Annotated in this window: 20 protein-coding genes and 1 riboswitch; of the genes, 16 read left to right on the forward strand and 4 right to left on the reverse strand. The window is 27.5% G+C overall.

Annotated features, from left to right (window positions below; translation table 11 throughout):
- The first annotated feature begins 215 nt into the window (after positions 1 to 215).
- The 8 genes from ACTG47_RS07390 (at position 216) to ACTG47_RS07425 (ending at position 6,557) form a co-directional block, all read left to right on the forward strand.
- Positions 216 to 428: a FeoA family protein gene (locus ACTG47_RS07390; protein WP_021384253.1), complete on the forward strand. Its 213-nt coding sequence runs from the start codon at positions 216 to 218 to the stop codon at positions 426 to 428.
- Between the two features lie 12 nt (positions 429 to 440).
- Complete coding sequence (locus tag ACTG47_RS07395; RefSeq protein WP_021384243.1) at positions 441 to 662, forward strand: FeoA family protein; 222 nt, start codon at positions 441 to 443, stop codon at positions 660 to 662.
- Positions 663 to 760: 98 nt separating this feature from the next.
- Positions 761 to 2,917, forward strand: a complete 2,157-nt coding sequence (gene feoB / locus ACTG47_RS07400; RefSeq protein WP_479926656.1) for a ferrous iron transport protein B — start codon at positions 761 to 763, stop codon at positions 2,915 to 2,917.
- Between the two features lie 25 nt (positions 2,918 to 2,942).
- Entirely contained in the window at positions 2,943 to 3,095 is a 153-nt protein-coding gene (locus ACTG47_RS07405) for a FeoB-associated Cys-rich membrane protein (RefSeq protein WP_021384256.1), read from the forward strand.
- A gap of 179 nt (positions 3,096 to 3,274) precedes the next feature.
- A complete protein-coding gene (locus ACTG47_RS07410; protein WP_054276440.1) occupies positions 3,275 to 3,985 on the forward strand; it encodes an AIM24 family protein in 711 nt (236 codons plus the stop codon).
- A gap of 84 nt (positions 3,986 to 4,069) precedes the next feature.
- Positions 4,070 to 4,840, forward strand: a complete 771-nt coding sequence (locus ACTG47_RS07415; RefSeq protein WP_169470410.1) for an ABC transporter permease — start codon at positions 4,070 to 4,072, stop codon at positions 4,838 to 4,840.
- Complete coding sequence (locus ACTG47_RS07420; RefSeq protein WP_479926657.1) at positions 4,833 to 5,564, forward strand: ABC transporter ATP-binding protein; 732 nt, start codon at positions 4,833 to 4,835, stop codon at positions 5,562 to 5,564. The genes ACTG47_RS07415 and ACTG47_RS07420 overlap by 8 nt, the downstream gene beginning before the upstream one ends.
- On the forward strand, positions 5,565 to 6,557 hold the full coding sequence (locus ACTG47_RS07425) for an NrtA/SsuA/CpmA family ABC transporter substrate-binding protein (RefSeq protein ID WP_074178985.1): 993 nt from the start codon (positions 5,565 to 5,567) through the stop codon (positions 6,555 to 6,557).
- 81 nt (positions 6,558 to 6,638) lie between these two features.
- On the opposite strand, the gene ACTG47_RS07430 is transcribed toward ACTG47_RS07425, so the two are convergent.
- Positions 6,639 to 7,235: a DUF3793 family protein gene (locus ACTG47_RS07430; protein ID WP_479926658.1), complete on the reverse strand. Its 597-nt coding sequence runs from the start codon at positions 7,233 to 7,235 to the stop codon at positions 6,639 to 6,641.
- A 245-nt stretch (positions 7,236 to 7,480) separates the two neighbouring features.
- Between ACTG47_RS07430 and ACTG47_RS07435 the strand changes: the two genes are divergently transcribed.
- The gene (locus ACTG47_RS07435) at positions 7,481 to 8,080 is read left to right on the forward strand and encodes a hypothetical protein (protein WP_169470407.1); all 600 of its coding nucleotides are present in this window, start codon (positions 7,481 to 7,483) and stop codon (positions 8,078 to 8,080) included.
- A gap of 206 nt (positions 8,081 to 8,286) precedes the next feature.
- Here ACTG47_RS07435 and ACTG47_RS07440 read toward each other — a convergent pair whose 3' ends face one another.
- Complete coding sequence (locus ACTG47_RS07440) at positions 8,287 to 9,201, reverse strand: DUF4097 family beta strand repeat-containing protein (RefSeq protein WP_479926659.1); 915 nt, start codon at positions 9,199 to 9,201, stop codon at positions 8,287 to 8,289.
- An 83-nt stretch (positions 9,202 to 9,284) separates the two neighbouring features.
- Complete coding sequence (locus ACTG47_RS07445) at positions 9,285 to 9,947, reverse strand: TetR/AcrR family transcriptional regulator (RefSeq protein ID WP_479926660.1); 663 nt, start codon at positions 9,945 to 9,947, stop codon at positions 9,285 to 9,287.
- Positions 9,948 to 10,345: 398 nt separating this feature from the next.
- A riboswitch (SAM riboswitch) is annotated at positions 10,346 to 10,452 on the forward strand.
- A gap of 110 nt (positions 10,453 to 10,562) precedes the next feature.
- Between ACTG47_RS07445 and ACTG47_RS07450 the strand changes: the two genes are divergently transcribed.
- From ACTG47_RS07450 to proC, 7 genes are all read left to right on the forward strand, one after another.
- Complete coding sequence (locus tag ACTG47_RS07450; RefSeq protein WP_169470405.1) at positions 10,563 to 11,528, forward strand: methionine ABC transporter ATP-binding protein; 966 nt, start codon at positions 10,563 to 10,565, stop codon at positions 11,526 to 11,528.
- Positions 11,521 to 12,177, forward strand: a complete 657-nt coding sequence (locus ACTG47_RS07455) for a methionine ABC transporter permease (protein WP_479926661.1) — start codon at positions 11,521 to 11,523, stop codon at positions 12,175 to 12,177. Before ACTG47_RS07450 ends, ACTG47_RS07455 begins: the two co-directional genes overlap by 8 nt.
- 36 nt (positions 12,178 to 12,213) lie before the next feature.
- Entirely contained in the window at positions 12,214 to 13,005 is a 792-nt protein-coding gene (locus tag ACTG47_RS07460) for a MetQ/NlpA family ABC transporter substrate-binding protein (protein WP_479926662.1), read from the forward strand.
- Positions 13,006 to 13,152: 147 nt separating this feature from the next.
- The gene (locus ACTG47_RS07465; protein ID WP_479926663.1) at positions 13,153 to 15,888 is read left to right on the forward strand and encodes a sensor histidine kinase; all 2,736 of its coding nucleotides are present in this window, start codon (positions 13,153 to 13,155) and stop codon (positions 15,886 to 15,888) included.
- Between the two features lie 123 nt (positions 15,889 to 16,011).
- Positions 16,012 to 16,620 carry a DNA-3-methyladenine glycosylase gene (locus ACTG47_RS07470; protein ID WP_479926664.1) on the forward strand — a complete coding sequence of 203 codons (609 nt, stop codon included), beginning with the start codon at positions 16,012 to 16,014 and terminating at the stop codon, positions 16,618 to 16,620.
- A 980-nt stretch (positions 16,621 to 17,600) separates the two neighbouring features.
- Complete coding sequence (locus ACTG47_RS07475) at positions 17,601 to 18,191, forward strand: helix-turn-helix domain-containing protein (protein WP_479926665.1); 591 nt, start codon at positions 17,601 to 17,603, stop codon at positions 18,189 to 18,191.
- A 39-nt stretch (positions 18,192 to 18,230) separates the two neighbouring features.
- Complete coding sequence (proC, locus tag ACTG47_RS07480) at positions 18,231 to 19,034, forward strand: pyrroline-5-carboxylate reductase (RefSeq protein WP_479926666.1); 804 nt, start codon at positions 18,231 to 18,233, stop codon at positions 19,032 to 19,034.
- An 82-nt stretch (positions 19,035 to 19,116) separates the two neighbouring features.
- Here proC and ACTG47_RS07485 read toward each other — a convergent pair whose 3' ends face one another.
- Positions 19,117 to 20,289, reverse strand: a complete 1,173-nt coding sequence (locus ACTG47_RS07485) for a DUF1002 domain-containing protein (RefSeq protein ID WP_479926667.1) — start codon at positions 20,287 to 20,289, stop codon at positions 19,117 to 19,119.
- Positions 20,290 to 20,413 lie beyond the last annotated feature (124 nt).

Consider the following 20,413-nt stretch of genomic DNA (forward strand, 5'->3'; position numbering starts at 1 on the left):
TGAATCAAATGAGAAAAAAAATCAAAAGAATACAATAATCACTTGCAAAGTTTATACTATTGTGATAGACTTAAATCAAAATTAGGAATTGTAAAAAGAAGGAAAAAAATAGGTGATTATTTTAACTGCTTAAAATTTAAGATAAAATATTGTAATTTATATATGAGATAACGATTGCTTATAAATTTAAATTAGTTTAAGGGGAGGAATATTGTATGATGCCATTGATACTATCAAATACAGGAGAAGAAGTAGTTATAAAGAAGATTTCAGGAAGTGACAAGACAAGAACTTTTTTAAATAGTATAGGTTTTGTAGTAGGTACAAATGTTAAAATAATTTCTAAGATAGATGGTAATTTAATAATAGATGTAAAAGATACTAGAGTTGCATTAGACAAAAAGATGGCAAGCAGAATAATAATATAGGGAGGTAATGATATGAACAGACTAAAGGATATTAAGTGTGGGGAGACTGTAAAAGTCAAGAAATTAGAAGGGGAAGGAGCCACACGAAGACGTATAATGGATATGGGAATTACGAGAGGTGTTGATGTATTTGTAAGAAAAGTAGCTCCTCTTGGAGACCCAATTGAAATAACAGTCAGAGATTATGAACTATCAATTCGTAAGTCAGATGCAGAAAAAATTATTGTGGAATAATAAAATTAATTAGAATAGGTTTAGTGCAATTATATAATGAGAATGATTTTCTGTATCATGAATAGTTATGTACTTAAATAATAATGGAGGGAATGGAAATGTCAATAAAAATAGGTCTCATAGGAAATCCTAACTGTGGTAAGACAACAATGTTCAATGGGCTTACAGGTTCATCGCAATATGTTGGGAACTGGCCAGGAGTAACAGTTGAAAAAAAAGGTGGAAAGTTAAAAGGAAATAAAGATGTGGAGATAGTAGATTTACCAGGTATTTATTCTTTATCACCATATACATTAGAAGAAGTGGTTACACGTAATTTTATGCTAGATGATAAACCAGATGCAGTAATAAATATAGTAGATGCATCAAATATAGAGAGAAATTTATATCTTACAACTCAAGTTTTAGAATTAGGTATACCTACTGTTATAGCTCTTAACATGATGGATATTGTTAATAAGAATGGTGATAAGATAAATATTAAAAAGTTATCTGAGGTTATAGGTTGCCCAGTTGTAGAAGTGACAGCAGTTAAAGGTCAAGGAATCATGGAAGCTGCTGAAAAGGCAATTGAACTTGCAAGTAGCAATAATAAATTAAATTTTAAATTACCTTTTGTTGATGAAAGTAAGGTAGCAATAGAAAAAATTGAAAAGATAATAGAAGAAAAAACTCCATACATAGATATGGAAACACGCTGGTTAGCTATAAAGTTATTTGAAAGAGATGAAAATGTTATACAAAAACTTGATATTCCTAAAACAATATTGAATAACATAGAAGAAATAACTGGAAATTGTGAAGATGAATTAGATGATGACAGTGAAAGTATAGTAACAGCAAATCGTTATGAATTTATTAGTTCAATAATTTCAAGTATAATAAAGAAGAATAGAAAAGGTAAGGAAACTGTATCAGATAAAATAGATAAAATTGTAACAAATAGAATACTAGCATTACCTATTTTTGCACTTATAATGTGGGGAGTTTATTATATAGCAGTAAGTTCATTGGGTGCTGTAGCAACTGATTGGACTAATGATGTACTGTTTGGAGAAATTATTCAAGGAAATGTAAGTAATTTTCTAGCTTCTTTAAATGTAGCTGATTGGCTACAAGGACTTGTAGTTGATGGTCTAATTGGTGGAGTAGGAGCTGTATTAGGATTTGTTCCACAAATCATGCTTCTATTCTTACTACTATCAATACTAGAAGATTGTGGATATATGTCACGTGTAGCTTTTATAATGGATAGAATTTTCCGTAAGTTTGGTCTTTCAGGAAAATCATTTATACCAATGCTTATAAGTTCTGGTTGTGGAGTTCCAGGAGTTATGTCAACTCGTACTATAGAGAATGATAGAGACAGAAAAATGACTATTATGTTAACTACATTCATTCCATGTGGAGCTAAGATTCCAATAATAGCATTATTTGCAGGAGCATTATTTGGAGGTGCTTCATGGGTAGCACCATCAATGTATTTCTTAGGTATTGTAATGATAATCATCTGTGGAATTATATTAAAGAGAACTAGTTTATTTGCAGGAGAGCCATCTCCATTTGTTATGGAATTACCTCAATATCATGTTCCAAGTGCAAAAGGTGTTTTAATACACATGTGGGATAGAGGAAAAGCCTTTATAATCAAAGCAGGTACAATTATATTTGTAGCTTGTGGAGTAATTTGGTTCTTACAATCATTTAACTGGTCATTACAGATGGTAGATGCTGGAGACAGTATATTAGCTAGTTTAGGAAATATAGTTGCACCAATATTTGCACCTCTTGGATTTGGAAACTGGCAATCATCAGTAGCAACAGTTACAGGTCTAGTAGCTAAAGAAAATGTAGTTGGAACATTTGGAGTTTTATTTGGTATATCAGATGCAACAGAGCAAGACCCAGCACTTCTTGGTTCAGTTGCAAGTATGTTTACAGTAGCTAGTGCGTTTGCATTTATGGCATTTAATATGCTTTGTGCGCCTTGTTTTGCAGCTATCGGAGCTATAAAAAGAGAAATGGGTTCATGGAAATGGACATGGATTACATTAGGATTCCAGACTTTAACAGCATATATAGTTGCTCTTCTTATCAATCAAGTTGGAAGTTTAGTTTTAGGAACTGGAGGAAGTATTGCTGGGGCAATAATATCTATAGTTATAGCAGTAGCAGTAGTGTTGATAGTTTTAACTTATTCAAATAGGAATATGAAAAAAGAAAAAATCGGTAAATTAAGTTATATGAAAAATTAATTCATATAAATAAGGAGTGATAAATATGGCTACATTTATCATAGCAGCTATTGTAGTAGTATTAATGGCGTTAGCTGTAATGCATATGGTCAAAAATTCAAAAAAGAATGGTAGCAGTTGCGGATGTGGTTGTTCTGGATGCTCAAGTAGTAAGAGCTGTAATAGCACTAAAAGATAGATAAAATGAGAACCTGATAAAAAGTGAAATTACTTTATTATCAGGTTCTTATTTTTTATATAAATAATAAATTTCACGTTTGAAGTAGGTTAGACTATGCTGTAATTTTAATGTATAATTATAGACAAATATATGATTAGGAGGGATTATTGCTAAACAAAGCAATATAAATGTATCTTATGTTTAAATTTGATGTAACGAATGAACTTATGTGTATAGCAAGGGGAAGTGGCAAATTTTTCGCAAAAAAAGGTGCTATGGTAGCCTTTAAAGGAAATTTTAATTTTGAAAAATTATTATTGGGTCCCAATAATGGTGGTGGTTTAGGAAGAGCACTGTTAGGTCATGTTCAAAGGTCATTAACAGGAGAACAAATGCCAATAATGGTTGTTGAAGGTGAAGGTGAAATTTACTTGGCTCAAAATGCTTATCATGTAGATGTAATATCGATTGACCCAGGTGATTCAATTTATGTTGAGAGTGAAAATTTATTGGCATTTTCTGAACAATTACATTATAGTGTAAAATTAATTGGTTCAGGAGTACTATCTCAAAAAGGTCTTTTCACTACACATTTAGTAAACAAAACAGGCCAAAATCAAGATGTTGCTATAATAACAGATGGAAATCCTCTAATACTTGAAGGGCCTTGTTGTGTGGACCCAGATGCTTTAGTAGCTTGGACAGGAAGAGAACCATATCCAAAAGTAGCAAAATTATCATGGAAGACTTTTATTGGTCAGACTTCAGGGGAATCTTATCATATGGAATTTGTTGAACCTGGACAAATAGTTATTATACAACCATCTGAAAGATTGTCTGGCTTAAAAACAGATTCTACGCCTTCTGATAGAATGAATTCAGGTGGGTTAAGGATTGGTATAGATTAAATTTTATAGTTTGGTTTAATCATTATTTAGGATTTTAAAAAATAAAAAGGGTATCAGGGATAGATATATTAAAAGGAGTTTTATATGATTGAGAAAATTCATAAAAAGTTCAAAGGATATTATATTTTTTTAATAATTTTAATTTTATGGAAGATTGTATGTGTACTGGGAGTATGGAGTAGTTATATCTTGCCTCCTCCTGAAAGAGTTTTAGATACTTTCATAAAGATGATATATGATGGTTCTATTTTCTTAAATGCGTATGCAAGTATAAAAAGAATATTGATAGGTTTTTTAATAAGTTCACTGATAGCGATACCACTTGGAGTTGTATTTGGAGTAAATAAAAAAATGTATGAATATTTCAAACCAGTATTTGAGTTTATGCGAAGTACACCTCCACTAGCTTTGATTCCAATGCTGATTTTATGGTTTGGCATAGGTGAAGAATCCAAAATTATAATTATCATTTTAGCATCCTTTTTTCCAATATTTTTAAACACATTAAAAGGCATAAAGAATTGCGATAATAAATTAATAGAAGTAGGTAAATCTTTTAATTTATCTAAAAAGAGAATTTTTTATAAAATAATAATTCCTAATTCTATGTTAGATATTGTTGTTGGACTTAGTTTAGGTCTAGGATATAGTTTTAGAGCTATAATTGGAGCAGAACTTATTGCAGCTTCTTCAGGTCTAGGATATTTGATTTCTGATGGAAAAGATATGTCAAGGACTGATGTTGTATTGGTAGGGATTTTTGTTATTGGTTTTTTAGGTATACTTTCAGACTATCTATTTTCAAAGGCAATAACAAAGTTTAGTAAAGGGAAGCAGGTTGATTTAAATGGTTAGAAATGGATTTTTATTAGAGAATATACATAAAAAATATTTAGTTGATAATAAAGAACACTTGGTTCTTGATGATGTATCTCTAAATATATCTAGCGAAGAAATCACTGTTATATTAGGTGAAAGTGGATGTGGGAAGACTACTTTACTTAGAATTTTAGCAGGTCTTGAAAACGCTACTAGTGGGAAGGTATATTTTTATAATGATAATAAAGAATGTATTCCAAAAGTAGGAGTAGTATTTCAAGAAAGCAGACTCATGCCATGGTTGAATGTGAGTGAAAATATACTTTTACATACTGAAAAAAAGAATAGAAATAAAGTTGATTTAGATAAGTATTTAAAAATGATGAAGCTTGAAAAGTTTAAAAACTCATATCCAAATGAATTATCAGGGGGGATGGCTCACAGAGTAAGTATAGCAAGAGCACTTTCATTCAATCCAGATATTTTACTGATGGACGAGCCATTTGCGGCACTAGATTACTTTACAAGAAGAAAAATGCAAAGAGAAGTTGTAAGTATTCATAAAAATACTAAAAAAGGTGTAGTATTTGTAACTCATAATATAGAAGAAGCTATGGAAATAGCAAAGAAAATAATTGTTTTTAGTAAAAATAAAGGGATTAAACAGTTTAGTGTCGAAGATGAATACAATAGAGATTTAACTAAAAGCTATTATATAAGCTTAAAAAAAGAAATATTAAGGGAATTGGGGGAGTTTTAATTGATTAAGAGAAACAAAAAGATTTTAGCAGTGATGACATCTTTAGTAATGGTGTTAGTTGGTACTGTAGGTTGCTCAACAAAAAATGATGAGAAAGATGCACCTGCGAAAAAAGAGGCTAGTTTACCTAAGGAAATAAATCTAACTTATGTGAAATCACCACTTAATGTTCCTAGTATACTGGAAAAAAAGGATGATTTATTTGGAAAGGAATTTGGAAAAGACAATATAAAAGTTAATTTTCATGAATTGACAACAGGGCCAGAACAAACTCAAGCACTAGCTGCAGGAGAGATAGATTTTTTACATGCATTAGGAGGTACATCTGCAATAATAGCTGCTTCAAATGGTGTTGGTCTTAAAGTCACAAATATTTATAGTAGATCACCAAAAGGATATATGCTTATAACTAATAATGAAAATATTAAATCTATAAAGGATTTAAAAGGTAAAAAAATAGTAGGACCAAAAGGGACTATACTTCATCAATTGTTAATTGCTGCACTTGCTAAGGAAGGCTATACTATAGATGATGTTGAATATGTAAATATGGATATTCCTAGTGCTGCTTCTGCATTAGAAAGTAAAAGTGCTGATGTAGCAATGCTTGCAGGTCCAACAGCATTAAAAACAATAAACTCAGGTGCTAAGATGATTGTAAATGGAGAAGGCTTAGTTAGTGGAATAATAGTTACTGCAGTAAGTGATGATTTTGCTGAAAAATATCCTGAGTTAGTAAAAAGATTTATGAAAGTTCATGAAGAAACTTTAAAATATATGGATGAAAATAAGGATAAAGTAATGGATGTTGTATCTAAAGAAGTTGGTTTATCTTTAGATGAAACTAAAGAAATGTATTCTTGGTATGATTTTAGTTCTAAAATAACAGATAAAGATATAAAAGAGCTAGAAGACACACAAGAATTCTTAATGTCTAATGGAATGCAAGAGAAGAAAATAGATATTAAAGATATGTTGTACAATCAAAACTAGAATATTAAATTAGGAAATACACCCTTTTTATTATGGAAACAGTATAGTAAAAGGGTGTATTTATTATTATATAAAATACAATTAAAAACAGCTTACTATTTTATCTACACTTATGTAGTCTAGTAATTTTCTCATTTTCTTACGATGAAGTAAAAACTTAGAATATGTGTCTTCTGATTGTTTTGTATCTCCATAAACCTTCCAATATTTAATCATAGAAACTTCATAATTACTATATCCCATAAATCCAATTACATCTTTAAGAGGATATCCTAAAAAAATTCCTATTTCATCAGGGAAAGTATCACCCTTAAGTTTATCTACTAAATGTTCTAAATAAGCATTGACATTTGTATTTTGTTTATATCCTAGAAATTTTAAAAAATTTATTGTTTTTTTACATTTTAATCTTTCTGATAATGCCTTTTTGTTTACAAATAAGATTTTTAATCCTTTTTTCTTTTTATCAATAACTATAAAATCTATTTTTTTACATTTATATAGATATTTATAAATATTACTGATTTTTTCCTCTCTATTTACATCAGTAAATGAAATATTTATTATTTCAGCAGGCTTAGAGCCTAAAAAAACCGGACCTAAAACCTCTAAAAGCCATTTTATATATGATGAGTCAATTTTATTTTTACAACAAAATTGTGAATTACAACAAGACATAAAAGATAACCTCCTTCAAATGAAAACTAATATCAATTAATTAGATTATACTATGAATGATAATCAATATCAATAATAAATTTATATTTTTTTTATTTAGTTACTTATTTATTATAATTTCCCAAAAAATAAATTATATCTTGTTTAATTTTAGTAAATAAAAAATAAAAATATAGAAATACTAAATTAAGAAAGAAATATATTAAAATTTTTTGTAATACAAAACATCTAGGAGGATAATAAAAATGAAATTAAAAAGAACTTTATTTGTAGGACTAGCGTTAGTATTAGCTATAGGAATGACTGCATGTACTAAAAAAACAGAAGAGCCAAGTGAAAATGCAGGAAAAAATCCCAATGAATCAGTAAATAATAATGAAGGTTATATGAATTATTATTCAACAAGTTATAACGATTATATAGCAGGTTTAAATAGATATTCTATTTATGATACACCAGAAAGTATAAATAACCAGTTTAAGGATAAAGAATATCCAGGAAATGAAAAATACTTGAGTGATGTAAAAGCTGCATATAAAGATAGTAGAGATAAAATACAATCATTTGTAACATCTCTTAAAAAAGATGGTAAAACAGAAGATACAGAGTTAAAGAAAATGAATGATGAACTAATAACTGAAGGTGAAAGATTAATAAAAGATATAGATGAGAGAATAAAAAAATTAGATAATGTATCTGATGAAGATATGAAAAAAGGTCAAAATGACTTTATGAAGTTAGTTCATGGAACAGAAGATGTTGGAAATGATATAGGTAGTGGTTTTAGAAAAATGATAAAAGATATGAATGATAGACTGGGAATAACAGGAAATAATAAAAAATAATAGAGTAAATACCTAGTTAGAAAATAAAAAAGTTTTAAAATATATAGAAGCCCTAAAGAGATTATCTTTATTGGGCTTCATATTTTTTCATATTAATCATGCTTTAATAATTAAGTTGAATATTCAAATTTTTAAATAATAGTAATAGATTAATATTATACCTAATAAGAAGTATGGTGTTTTTCATAAAAAAGATATAAATATTATTATCTTGTCACATTAATATTTCCATTATTAGTTTCGACATTGATTGTTATATCAGGATGACTACCAATTATACCTTTTGCTATTCTTTTCTCAAGTGTAATATATTTTTTAAAATTAGTTGAAATCAAGCCATTTTTTGTTGTTGCTATAAACTCAAACTCTAAATCTTTAGGAAGTATAATATTAATGTCATCATTTTTATTAAAGAATGAAAGATTATCAGTCACTTTAGCATATTTGATATTTAGATTTCCAGAATTATTGGTTCTATAATTTCCTGAACCAACAGCAGATTTTATATTAGCATTTCCACTAGTGGAAGTATATGTAACATTTCCATCTATTTTGTCACAAGTTACATTACCACTGGTTGTTTCTATTTTAATTTGATTTGCTTTTAAATCTCCTAGCTTTAATGTGCCACTTGTAGAAGATAGATAGATATCTTTGGCTTTTGCTACATTAAAATGAATAGTTCCAGTTGTACTGTCAGAATGCAGTGATGATAAGAGAATATCAATATTTGAAAAATCAATATTTCCATCAGTTGTCGTGACAGTTAAATTTTCATGGTAAGATGTAGGCAAGTAAACTTCAATATAACGTGAAAAACTACCTTTGAAAAGAGGCTTACCCCCCTCACTGATTTTGATGCTGTTACTGTCTTGATTTATTTTTGCATGGTAACTATTTTTATTGGTTGTCATATACTCCTTGATAATTAGTTCATCACTTTCACTTTCAAAAAATGCTATTTTTTCTTCATCATATGAAATGGTCAAGTTTAATATATCATCCAAAGAAAAATGAAGTTCGTTTGCCAGTGAAGAAGTTTGTGAATGAGAGCATCCAGTAAAAGTTAACATACATGTTGCCATAGCAATACAAATCGTAATTTGTTTTTTAAGTTTCATATTATTTTACATCTCCTTTGTAGTAAATGAATAGTTCATTCATAATAAATGTAAAAATTAGAGGTCATAGAGACCTACCAATTTTATTTTTTGTATGCAGTTATAATGTTATCCATACAAATCTGTTTTGCCAAATCCGATGAAATATCTTGTGTTTGAAAAGAAGTATAGTGAATGTCCATAGCCCACCAAGATAAAATTTCGATTATAAGTGTAGTAGATAGTTCAATATGTTCTAACTGACGAACAATTCCTCTTGTAATAAACTCAGTCATATAATGTGTCATAGTATCAAGAAACTGTTTGCGATAGGTTATATAATACTCTGATAGTCTTTTAAAATCAAATTGATTTTTTTCTATAAACAAACACCCAACAGCATATTGAGAAAGAATATCAAATGAATCAGATATAAATTCTTCAAAGCTATAACCTATAAGATTATTCTTAAGATGTGAAGCAAAAGTGTCTCCAGATTTTTTAAAAATATCAATAATCTGATTTTCTAATCCAATAAACAAATCATTTGTAATTGGTTTTGAAAAACTATTATTAATGAAATCAGGTTCTATTGTACATTTAAGGATAAAGTGCATAATTTCCTTTTTACCTGCAAAGTTAAGATAAATTGTACCTACAGAAACGCCTACTGCTTTTGCTATGTGGTTAATCTGAGTTTTTGTATACCCTTGCTTAATGAATAAAGTTGTGGCAGCATCAGATATGTCTTTAATACGTTGGTCCAAGTGTTTCACCTCCTTATGAATGAATTGTTCATTTATAAAAATAATAGCTTCTTCTATTTGAATTGTCAACTCTAAAAAATTAAAGAAATTAAGATTATAATTTATTTAGTGGTTAGTTTTTTATGTTTTTACTTTATTTATAGGAGATATGGATAGTTTACTATCATGTAATATATTTTTTATATTAATGATAATTTAATGGTTATATAATATTATACAACCATTAAAAATACAAAGGTTTAGATGATATAAAATCAATAAAAAATAATTATTTATTTTTGCTAAAACTAATAAAAAATAAGAAATTTAAATAAATTTATTGACAAATATTATTAATGAATATATCATATATAACATAGCAACAAATGATAATCAAATTAAATTTTAAATTAAATAACGTCTTATCAAGAGTGGTGGAGGGACTGGCCCTTTGAAACCCGGCAACCAGTATATTTTATATACATTGGTGCTAAATCCTGCAACTAATATAGTTGATAGATGAGTATAAATAGCTTTCTAAGCCTGAGTTTATACTCAGGCTTTTATTTAGTTATATATAAAATACATAAGCGAGGATAAACATAAAAACTGAGCATAATATAGGGAGGAAATTTTATGATTAGCATAAAAAATGTTAATAAGTATTATGGAAAGATTCAAGTGCTTAAAGATGTAAGTATTGAGATAGAATCTGGAGAAATTTTTGGAATAATAGGTCATAGTGGTGCAGGAAAATCAACACTACTTAGATGTATAAATGGCTTAGAAGAATATCAAGAAGGTAATGTACTTGTTTCTGATAAAGAAGTAAAGTCATTAAATGAAAAGCAAATGAGAGATTTAAGAAAAGAGTTAGGTATGATTTTTCAACACTTTTCATTACTTGAGAGAAGAACTGTATTTGATAATGTAGCATTACCATTGGAATGTTTTGGATATACAAAATCAGAGATAAAGAAAAGAGTTTTAGAGTTATTAGAAGTGGTTGGAATATCTGAGAAGAAAAATGATAAACCTAGAAATTTAAGTGGTGGCCAAAAACAAAGAGTTGCAATTGCCAGAGCCTTAGCACTAAATCCACAAGTACTTCTTTGTGATGAGGCAACTTCAGCATTAGACCCAAATACTACAAAATCAATTCTTTCATTACTTGAAGATATAAATAAAAAATTAGGAATAACAATAATTGTTGTAACTCATCAAATGGAAGTTATAAAACAGATTTGTGGAAGAGTAGCAATAATGGAAAATGGAGAAGTACTAGAGGTAGGAGATACAGAAGAGATTTTCTTAAGAAATACTAAGGGACTTAGAAAATTAATAGGTGAAGAAAGTATAATTTTACCAAAAGGAACAAATATAAAGATACTATTCCCTAAAGATATTTCTAATGACGCTATTATAACGACTATGGCAAGAGAACTGAATATAGATGTATCTATAATATTTGGTAAATTAGAACAATTTAAAGAAGATATTTTAGGTTCACTTATCATAAATGTTTCAGATAAAAGTGGAGAACAAGTAAAACAATATCTAACTAGTAAAGGCATAAGATGGGAGGAAATGATAAATGAATAGTTTAATCGACTTTTTAACAACACTATTTCCAAGTGCATTGTTACAAACTTTGTATATGGTTATAGTACCAACTATAGTAGCAACAATATTAGGATTTATATTAGCAATCATATTAGTAGTCACAAAACCAGATGGATTAAAACCAAATAGCACAATAAATAGTGTTTTAGGGTTTATAGTAAATATATTTAGAAGTTTCCCATTTATGATACTTATAGTTGCAATGATTCCAATAACTAGATTAATAGTTGGAACAAGTATAGGGGAAACTGCTGCAATAGTACCAATAACTATTGGTGCAGCGCCATTTATCGCTAGAATCATAGAAAGTTCACTAAATGAAGTTGACAAGGGATTGATAGAAGCTGCAAGGTCTTTTGGGGCTACAAAGAGACAAATAGTATTTAAAGTTATGATAAAGGAAGCTATGCCTTCAATAGTATCTGGGATTACATTATCAATAATATCTATACTTGGTTATACAGCTATGGCAGGTGCAGTCGGAGCTGGAGGATTAGGTAATGTAGCGCTTATCTATGGATATCAAAGATTCGATACAGCAGTAATGGTGTATACAGTAATAGCACTTGTAATATTAGTTCAGATAATACAAGGTATAGGAAATCTAGCTTACAAGAAACTAAAATAATTTAATCATAAATATTTTAAAGAGGGGGAGCAAAAAATGAAATTAAAAAAATTATTATCAGTAGCATTGGTGTCAGCAATAGCAATATCAGCAGTTGGTTGTTCAAACAAAGAGGATAAGAAAATACTAGTAGGGGCTTCATCAAATCCACATGCAAAGATATTGGAAGTAGCAAAACCTTTATTAAAAGAAAAAGGATATGATTTAGAAGTAAAAATATTTGATGACTATGTACTTCCAAACACAGCTTTAGATGAAGGTTCTTTGGATGCTAACTTCTTTCAACATATTCCGTTTTTAGAGGAAACTGTGAAAGAGAAAGGATATAAACTTACGTATACATCTAAAGTCCATATAGAGCCAATGGGATTCTATTCAGAAAAAGTTAAGTCATTAGATGAAATAAAAGATGGAGCAGTTATAGCAGTACCAAATGATGCAACTAATGGAGCTAGAGCACTTAAATTATTAGCAAAACATAAATTAATCGAAGTAAAAGATGGAGAACTTATAACTAAAAAAGATATAACTAAAAATCCTAAAAATATACAAATAAAAGAAATGAATGCAGAGCAATTACCAACAGTATTAAAAGATGTTGATGGAGCAGTTATAAATTCCAATTACGCTTTAACAGCTAACTTAAATCCTACTAAGGATGCTATAGTAATAGAGTCAAATGATTCTCCATATGTGAATATAATAGCTTGTAGAGAAGATAATAAAGACAGTGATAAGATGAAAGCTTTATCAGAAGCTATGAACAGTAAAGAAGTTAAAAAATTTATACAAGACGAATATAAAGGAAGTATAGTTCCAGCTTTTTAAATTGAATATACAAAATCTATAAAATGAGTAAAATTAAAAATATTTACTCATTTTTTTTTATAACTAGAAAGTGACAAATTTTTTGGAAGAATTGTGGTAACATATTTATAGGTAAAACTATATAAAAATGAAGAAGTGGTGGGGAATATGGAATCTAAGGGAACTTTAAGCAAGAATAAGGTCTATATACTAGCTAATGGGGTATTTTTGATTATTGCACTTTTAAATATAAATTTGTATACAGTTTCTATAAATATGTATAGGATAATTTTACTCTGGATATTTGGATATTCTATAGTTTATATAACTAGTTTTAAAAAAGACGAATTTATAAATATATTAAAGGCAGGGTGTCTCGTATTAGTTTTTGTAAGTATTTTAGGAGTAGCAGATTTAAAACTTCAAAAATTCCAAATTGTATTACTAAATTTAAGTATAATTAATATGTCTACTTTTATATATTTAACCATTTCTAAAGTGAAAAATTTGAGAATAAGTCCTGTATTAATTTTTTATAGCACTTTTGTCATAGTAGACTACTTTATAAGAAATATTTTTAGTGATTTTAACTGGAATATGATTATTATATTAGTTAATATTGTCGTGTCGTTGTTTAATTTGATATATTTGTTGAATAAACTTGATAGTACAGTTGAACACTATAAATTAATAAAAGATTTATCATATTTTGCTTTTTTTACAACTATTATAGGATTTATAGCAATTTGCTTTAGTATAGTAGATACAGATAGATTTATAGGAGTAGTATATTTATTATTATGTAACCACACTTATTATGTATATGTATACAGTCTCAATAACAGAATAGTATATCCATATTACGAGCTTGATTATATAAATAAAAAATTAAGTAGAAAGTCAGAGCAATTAAGTAAGATAAATTTAGCTATAGAAAAAGACATGACTATACAAAGAACATTGAAAAATTATATAGACCAAAGAAAAGAGTTATTGAGACAAGCTCTTGATACAATACCAAATGTATGGATAGTAACAGATTATGACTTTAATATAAGCTATACAAATAATAAATTTAAAAATGAGTTTTCAAAAGATATGAGTAACTTTTATAAAATATTAACATTTGTTAAAGAAGATAAAAATGTAGCTGAAAAATTAAAGAAGTTTGACAATGATATAAGTATAATCGACAAACCAGTCAAATTAAATGATAAAATATATCTGTTGAGTTTAAGTAATAATAAAGATGAAAGCAATTATTTAATAAGCTTAAATGATATTACAAATGAAATCAAAATGGATGAAGAAATAAGACATATAAATAAAGATTACGAAAATATTATATTAAATATTCCATCTCCTATACTTGTAAGAAGTGCTGAAGGTGGTATAAAGAAGAATAAGATAATAAGTATAAATAAGAAATATGAAAAGAGTTTTAAATGTAATTCAAGTGATTTAGTTGGCATGACATTGGAACAATATTTTGAAACTTTCAATATAGATTTCTTTGATAATAGAGCATTTAAAAGATTAAATCTTACACAAGAAAAGAAAGCTGAAATAGTAAGCTACAATGATACGGCAAACTGCATAGTTAATTTTGTAATGTCTGACATAGATGGAGAAGACCGTGTTGAAGAAGTTAGAGTTGGAGACTATTGGTCAGATAATAAACTATTTAAATTGCTTACATTTAGAGATATAACTAAAGAGATAAATATACTTAGAATAGTAAATGAACAAAAAATAATATACGAAAAATTACTAGATGCTATACCAGAGGCTATTTTTCTCGAAGATTTAAGTACATCAAGAGTTTTGTATACAAATAGAGCTTTTAGAGAATTATTTGGAATTTCTAGTGATGTATTAGGAGCTACAACACAAAAATATAGAAATATATTAGTAAAAAAATACATAAATAATTTAAATATAGGAGAGAGAGAAAAGAGTATTCACATAGTAAATGAAAATAATCATATTAGAGAAGTAAAAATGATATCAAGAACACTGTATTTTGGTCAAAAGAGAAGTAGAGTGAGAATTATTAAAGATTTGAGTGTGCAAAGAGAGTCCGAAAGACTTAAGAAAGCATTAATAAAACAAAGACAGTATGACCAAATGAAGATGGAGTTTTATGCTAATATATCCCATGAACTTAAGACTCCTTTAAATAATATATATAGTTCAGTTCAACTTGTCGAAAATCTTTATAAAAAAGGAAAAATAATAGATTTTCAGGATATACTAAAAGAACATATACAAATAACTAAACAAAATATGTTTAGATTATTGAGACTAATAGATAATATAATAAATATTTCTCAAGTTAAGTCAGATATATATAAGATTAAAGCAGTTAATTTTGATATTATTGATATAACAGAAAGAATAGTTACATCCATTAGCAGTTATGCTAGGTCTAAGGGAATAGACTTAGTTTTTGATACAAATGAGGAAACTATGAGAGTAGGGCTTGACCCAGAATCTATAGAAAGAATAATACTGAATATATTATCAAATTCTATAAAGTTTACTTTAGAAGGTGGAGAAATTCTTGTAGGTATATATAAAAAAGGAGAAACAGTAGAGATACTTATAAAAGATACTGGAATAGGTATAGAAAAAGATAAATTGATTGATATATTTAATCGCTTTAAACAAATTGAAAATAGTGGGATATCAAATGAGTTTGGAAGTGGAATAGGATTGTGTCTTACAAAATCATTGATTGAAATTCAAAATGGAGAAATTTACATAGACAGTAAAGTAGGAGAAGGGACTGAAGTGAAAATTATATTCCCAATTAAAGAAGTGGTTGAAGAAGTCTATGATAAGTCAAATTATAATGACAATATTGAAAAATTTGAAATAGAATTTTTTGATATATATAAATAATAAATACATCAATCTATTATTTGTATACAATTATGAAATGTATACAATCATAAAATAAGTTGATTTTATTTATGTTTTTAGCTGGACTTAATTTATTGCAAATAAATTTTATGAGGTGAAGTTTTGGAAAAGGATTTTTTTAGAAAAAATGGAATTGATTTAGCCAAATCAGTACTAGGTAAATATCTTATAAGAAAGTATGAAGATAAAACAATTGTTACTAAAATCATAGAGACAGAAGCTTATATGGGTATAAATGACAAAGGAGCACATGTATATGGTGATAAAAAAACTGACAGAACAAAGCCATTATATTTAGATGGAGGACACATATATGTTTATTTAATCTATGGTATGTATAACTGTTTAAATTTATCAGCAAATGTAGAAAATATACCAGAGTGTGTATTAATAAGAGGAGTAGAACCTATAACTTCTTTAGATGAGATATCTATAAATAGATATAATAAATCTTACAATGATTTGAGTAAATATCAAATAAAAAACATTACTAATGGGCCAGGAAAACTTTGTAAGGCTTTAAAAATAGACAGGAGTCTAAATAGTAAGAGTATAATGGGTGAAGAATTATATATAAGTGATTTTTATTATGATGATGAAGGTATAAAGGTATTTAGTAAGGACGAGATGGATATAAAGGCTAGTAAACGTATAAATATAGATTATGCAGAAGAGGCAAAAGATTTTTTATGGCGTTTTTATATAGAATAAGTTTTGATGTAAGTGAGATATATATTTATAGGAAAATTTTTCTATAGATATATATCTCATTTTTTTACAGAATTTTTAATTTAATAAAAATAAATTTATAAGTTACAAACATATTTTAATAAATTTATAATTATTTTACTAATATAAATAAAGATATATTTTGGCGAAATTAGCTATAAAAATTAATTTTTTTTTTGTATTTTATTAAAAATGATAAAATTTGTATAGGTAATTAACATATTTTATAAGTAATTAATTAATTATTAAAGAATGAAGAAATTTTGACAAAAAAAGAAATTCTATTTAGAATAGAGATATATTTAAAAGAATCTTATAGAGACTATATTATCTTTCTTATATTAAGCAATTCTTATTAAATAAAAAGCTAGAGGATATACTTTAAAAGGACATAAAACACTTCAATAACACTTGACAATCTAAAAATTGACAAGCTTGTATCTAAAAAATATGTATAATATTAAATTGTAAAATAGAAGATATTGCATAGTAAAAAAAGACATTGAATAGATGTCATTAAATTGTAATATTATGTTATAATTATAAAAAAGGATGTAAGAATGTGTAGAAATAATAATAGAATAATTTGAATTTTTAATAATTAAATTTAAATAAGACATGCAACATATAAAATATAATTTAGATATATTGATTAAATAAAATATATTAATAGTTTTAATATATTATTATGAATTATTTTGATAATATATTGAATCATATGAATAACTTAAGTTTTATTATACAAATATACAAAAAATAAATACTTGTAAAAAGTAGAGATTTAGTTAGCAAAGTTAGATAAAAATATGTGAAAAATAAGTCTTAAAGATATAGACAAAACAAGATTAATAAATTATAGTAATACTAATAAAAATTTTAAAAAATGAAATAAAATAGGTTTAATAGCCTATATTTATATTTTTGTATTTATATTATGAAAAAATTAAAATTATTTAGGGGTGATGGTTTTGAATAAGGACATAGGAGCAAAAATAAAACAACTTAGAACTCAAAAACAAATGACACTGAAAGATATGAGTGAAAAAACAAACTTATCAATTGGTTTTTTGTCACAGCTTGAAAGAGGATTGACAAGCGTAGCAACAGATTCCTTAGGAAAAATAGCAAGTGTATTAGATGTGGAATTAACATACTTTTTTATGAAGCCAAAAGAGCATAAAAGAGCTGTATTGAGAAGTTACGAGCAAGAAGTGTTTGATGTAGAAAATTCAACATTTATACACTATCATTTATCATCTAACTTAAAGGAAAAAACAATGTTGCCAAGACTAATTGAAATTCTTCCGAGTAAGAGTAGTGAAGACATTTGTTGTTACGTACATAAAGGTGAGGAGTTTGTGTATGTGCTAGAGGGTACTCTTACAGTGTTTTTGGGTGATGAGCAAATAGAAATGTATCCAGGAGACACAATACACTATAATAGTGAAAAAAACAATCATAATTGGGTTAATTACACTAATAAATTAGTAAAAATTTTGGTGGTAAGTGTCCCAAATCCATTTGAGAAATCTGATACAGTTAAAGAAGCTTAAATTTTAATTATTGATATTAGCTAGCAAGGAGGTACTATAGTGAAAAAAATTGGATTCATAGGTGCAGGAAACATGGCAAGTGCTATGATAGGGGGTATAGTAAATTCAAAATTAGTTGAACCTGATATGGTTATAGCATCAGCATATAGTCAAGGAACTCTTGATAGAATATATAAAAGTTTTGGAATAGAGACTACAAAAGACTCAAAGGAAGTAACTAGAAACTCTGATATAGTGATTGTGGCTGTTAAACCAGACATATATGATGATATTCTAGAGGAGATAAAAGATTTTATAGATGACAGTAAAATTGTAGTTACAATAGCAGCAGGAAAATCTATAAAAGATATAGAGTCAATCATAGGAGAAGATAAAAAAATAGTTAGAACTATGCCAAATACTCCAGCTCTTGTAAATGAAGCTATGTCTTCTCTTTCTATAAATAAAAATATAAACGATGAAGACCTAGAATCAGTTACAGAAGTATTTAATTCTTTTGGAAATACTGAAGTAGTACCAGAATATCTTATAGAAGCTGTAATTGGAGCGAGTGGTTCGGCACCAGCATATGTATTTTTATTTATAGAGGCTATGGCAGACGCAGCAGTAATTGCAGGTATGCCAAGACAACAAGCATATAAATTTGCATCACAGGCAGTTATGGGTTCTGCAAAAATGGTACTTGAAACAGGAAAACATCCTGGTGAGTTAAAAGATATGGTATGTTCACCTGGTGGGACTACTATAGAGGCAGTCAAGGTACTTGAAGAAGAAGGTTTTAGAGCATCTGTCATAAAAGCTATATGTGCATGTATAGATAAATCTAAAAAGATGAGTGAGTAATAAGAATTTATTGCAAAGAAAAAGAATTGCCTTTCATAGAAAATTTCTATTTTAGGCAATTCTTTTTTTATTTATTTAATTTTTAAAATAAGCCTGAAAGCCAATTTTTTATTTTTTCAAAGAAACCAACTGAATCATTGTTATTTGATTGATTTTCTGAATTATTTGCGTCCTCATTATTTGCTTGAGAGTTATCTTTATTTTCGTTATTAGTTGTATTATTATTATCTGAATTATTAGAATTACTATCATTATTAGAATCAGTATTATCTTGTGGTTTTATTTGAACACCTTCTGTAGAGTTTATTACAGCATTAGAACCAAGAGAGTCATCATTAGTGTTATTTAAGATTCCTAAATCTTTTTTATCTCCACCTGAGAATAAACCAGAGAACCAGTCTCCTATTCCACTAAACCATCCACCAATAGTATCTAATATACCAGAACCTTTAACACTTTCACCTAATTTTTTTAATTGATCATTTACATTATCTGATACATTATCTAATGTATTTTTCATGTTATTGTAATCATAATCTTGGTCAGCTATTTTTTTCATTACACCTTTAATTTGTTCTTTTTGTTCTGGTGTAATAGTAATATTGTAATTATTTACAACATTGTTTATTGTATTTGCTATTTGATTAGTATCTTTTGTTCCATTTTTTACAATTTCTGTTTTTATATCATTCATTACACCAGTTGCTTTTTCCTGACCTATATCATCTCCCAAATCACCTGTAACTACCAATTCTTCAGAAGCAATCTCTTTCTTTGTTTCATCAAGTTTTTTGCCTGAAGCATCTTCAAATGCTTTCATTATTCCTGTTAATGCACCAGTACCACTTACAGGATATGGAGCAGCGGCGATAACATTTGCATCTTCAAGACCTGCTGTTGTAAGTGTTGAAGCAATCATTGAACTAGTTACCCAAGTTAAATTTGCTGTTTTAACATTAATTCCATTTCCCTTTTTACTAGGTTCAACATATGAACAAGATATAGTAACTTTTCCAAGTTGACCTTCTGTTGCAACACCTTGTAAATATTGTCTTTCTTCTGCGTTTGTTACATCTAAAACTAAGACTTGGTCTTTTTTCACTCCAAAGTAATTAAGCATTTGTTGCTTTTGAGATTCTGATAAGTTAGCTCCAAGTGTAACTACATTTGTGCCATCTGCATAAGAAAGGTTCATACTTCCAAGTACAAGCATCGTAGATATAATAATAGAGCTAATTTGTTTTTTAAACTTCATAATATTCCTCCTAGATTTAACATACATTACATTTTCAAATATATTTTTTATTAATATATTGAATGAAAATATGTGCTACATTTCTATTATACTAAATATAAACTATTTTTTAAATCAATGCGAT

It is taken from the genome of Clostridioides sp. LIBA-6622 (assembly GCF_056716095.1).

What these genes read in the sequence shown, in the direction of transcription:
- ACTG47_RS07390 (WP_021384253.1), top strand. Translation starts at nt 216, where the DNA reads ATGATGCCATTGATACTATCAAATACAGGAGAAGAAGTAGTTATAAAG.
- ACTG47_RS07395 (WP_021384243.1), top strand. Translation starts at nt 441, where the DNA reads ATGAACAGACTAAAGGATATTAAGTGTGGGGAGACTGTAAAAGTCAAG.
- feoB (WP_479926656.1), top strand. Translation starts at nt 761, where the DNA reads ATGTCAATAAAAATAGGTCTCATAGGAAATCCTAACTGTGGTAAGACA.
- ACTG47_RS07405 (WP_021384256.1), top strand. Translation starts at nt 2,943, where the DNA reads ATGGCTACATTTATCATAGCAGCTATTGTAGTAGTATTAATGGCGTTA.
- ACTG47_RS07410 (WP_054276440.1), top strand. Translation starts at nt 3,275, where the DNA reads ATGTTTAAATTTGATGTAACGAATGAACTTATGTGTATAGCAAGGGGA.
- ACTG47_RS07415 (WP_169470410.1), top strand. Translation starts at nt 4,070, where the DNA reads ATGATTGAGAAAATTCATAAAAAGTTCAAAGGATATTATATTTTTTTA.
- ACTG47_RS07420 (WP_479926657.1), top strand. Translation starts at nt 4,833, where the DNA reads ATGGTTAGAAATGGATTTTTATTAGAGAATATACATAAAAAATATTTA.
- ACTG47_RS07430 (WP_479926658.1), bottom strand. Translation starts at nt 7,235, where the DNA reads ATGTCTTGTTGTAATTCACAATTTTGTTGTAAAAATAAAATTGACTCA.
- ACTG47_RS07435 (WP_169470407.1), top strand. Translation starts at nt 7,481, where the DNA reads ATGAAATTAAAAAGAACTTTATTTGTAGGACTAGCGTTAGTATTAGCT.
- ACTG47_RS07440 (WP_479926659.1), bottom strand. Translation starts at nt 9,201, where the DNA reads ATGAAACTTAAAAAACAAATTACGATTTGTATTGCTATGGCAACATGT.
- ACTG47_RS07450 (WP_169470405.1), top strand. Translation starts at nt 10,563, where the DNA reads ATGATTAGCATAAAAAATGTTAATAAGTATTATGGAAAGATTCAAGTG.
- ACTG47_RS07455 (WP_479926661.1), top strand. Translation starts at nt 11,521, where the DNA reads ATGAATAGTTTAATCGACTTTTTAACAACACTATTTCCAAGTGCATTG.
- ACTG47_RS07460 (WP_479926662.1), top strand. Translation starts at nt 12,214, where the DNA reads ATGAAATTAAAAAAATTATTATCAGTAGCATTGGTGTCAGCAATAGCA.
- ACTG47_RS07465 (WP_479926663.1), top strand. Translation starts at nt 13,153, where the DNA reads ATGGAATCTAAGGGAACTTTAAGCAAGAATAAGGTCTATATACTAGCT.
- ACTG47_RS07475 (WP_479926665.1), top strand. Translation starts at nt 17,601, where the DNA reads ATGGTTTTGAATAAGGACATAGGAGCAAAAATAAAACAACTTAGAACT.
- ACTG47_RS07485 (WP_479926667.1), bottom strand. Translation starts at nt 20,289, where the DNA reads ATGAAGTTTAAAAAACAAATTAGCTCTATTATTATATCTACGATGCTT.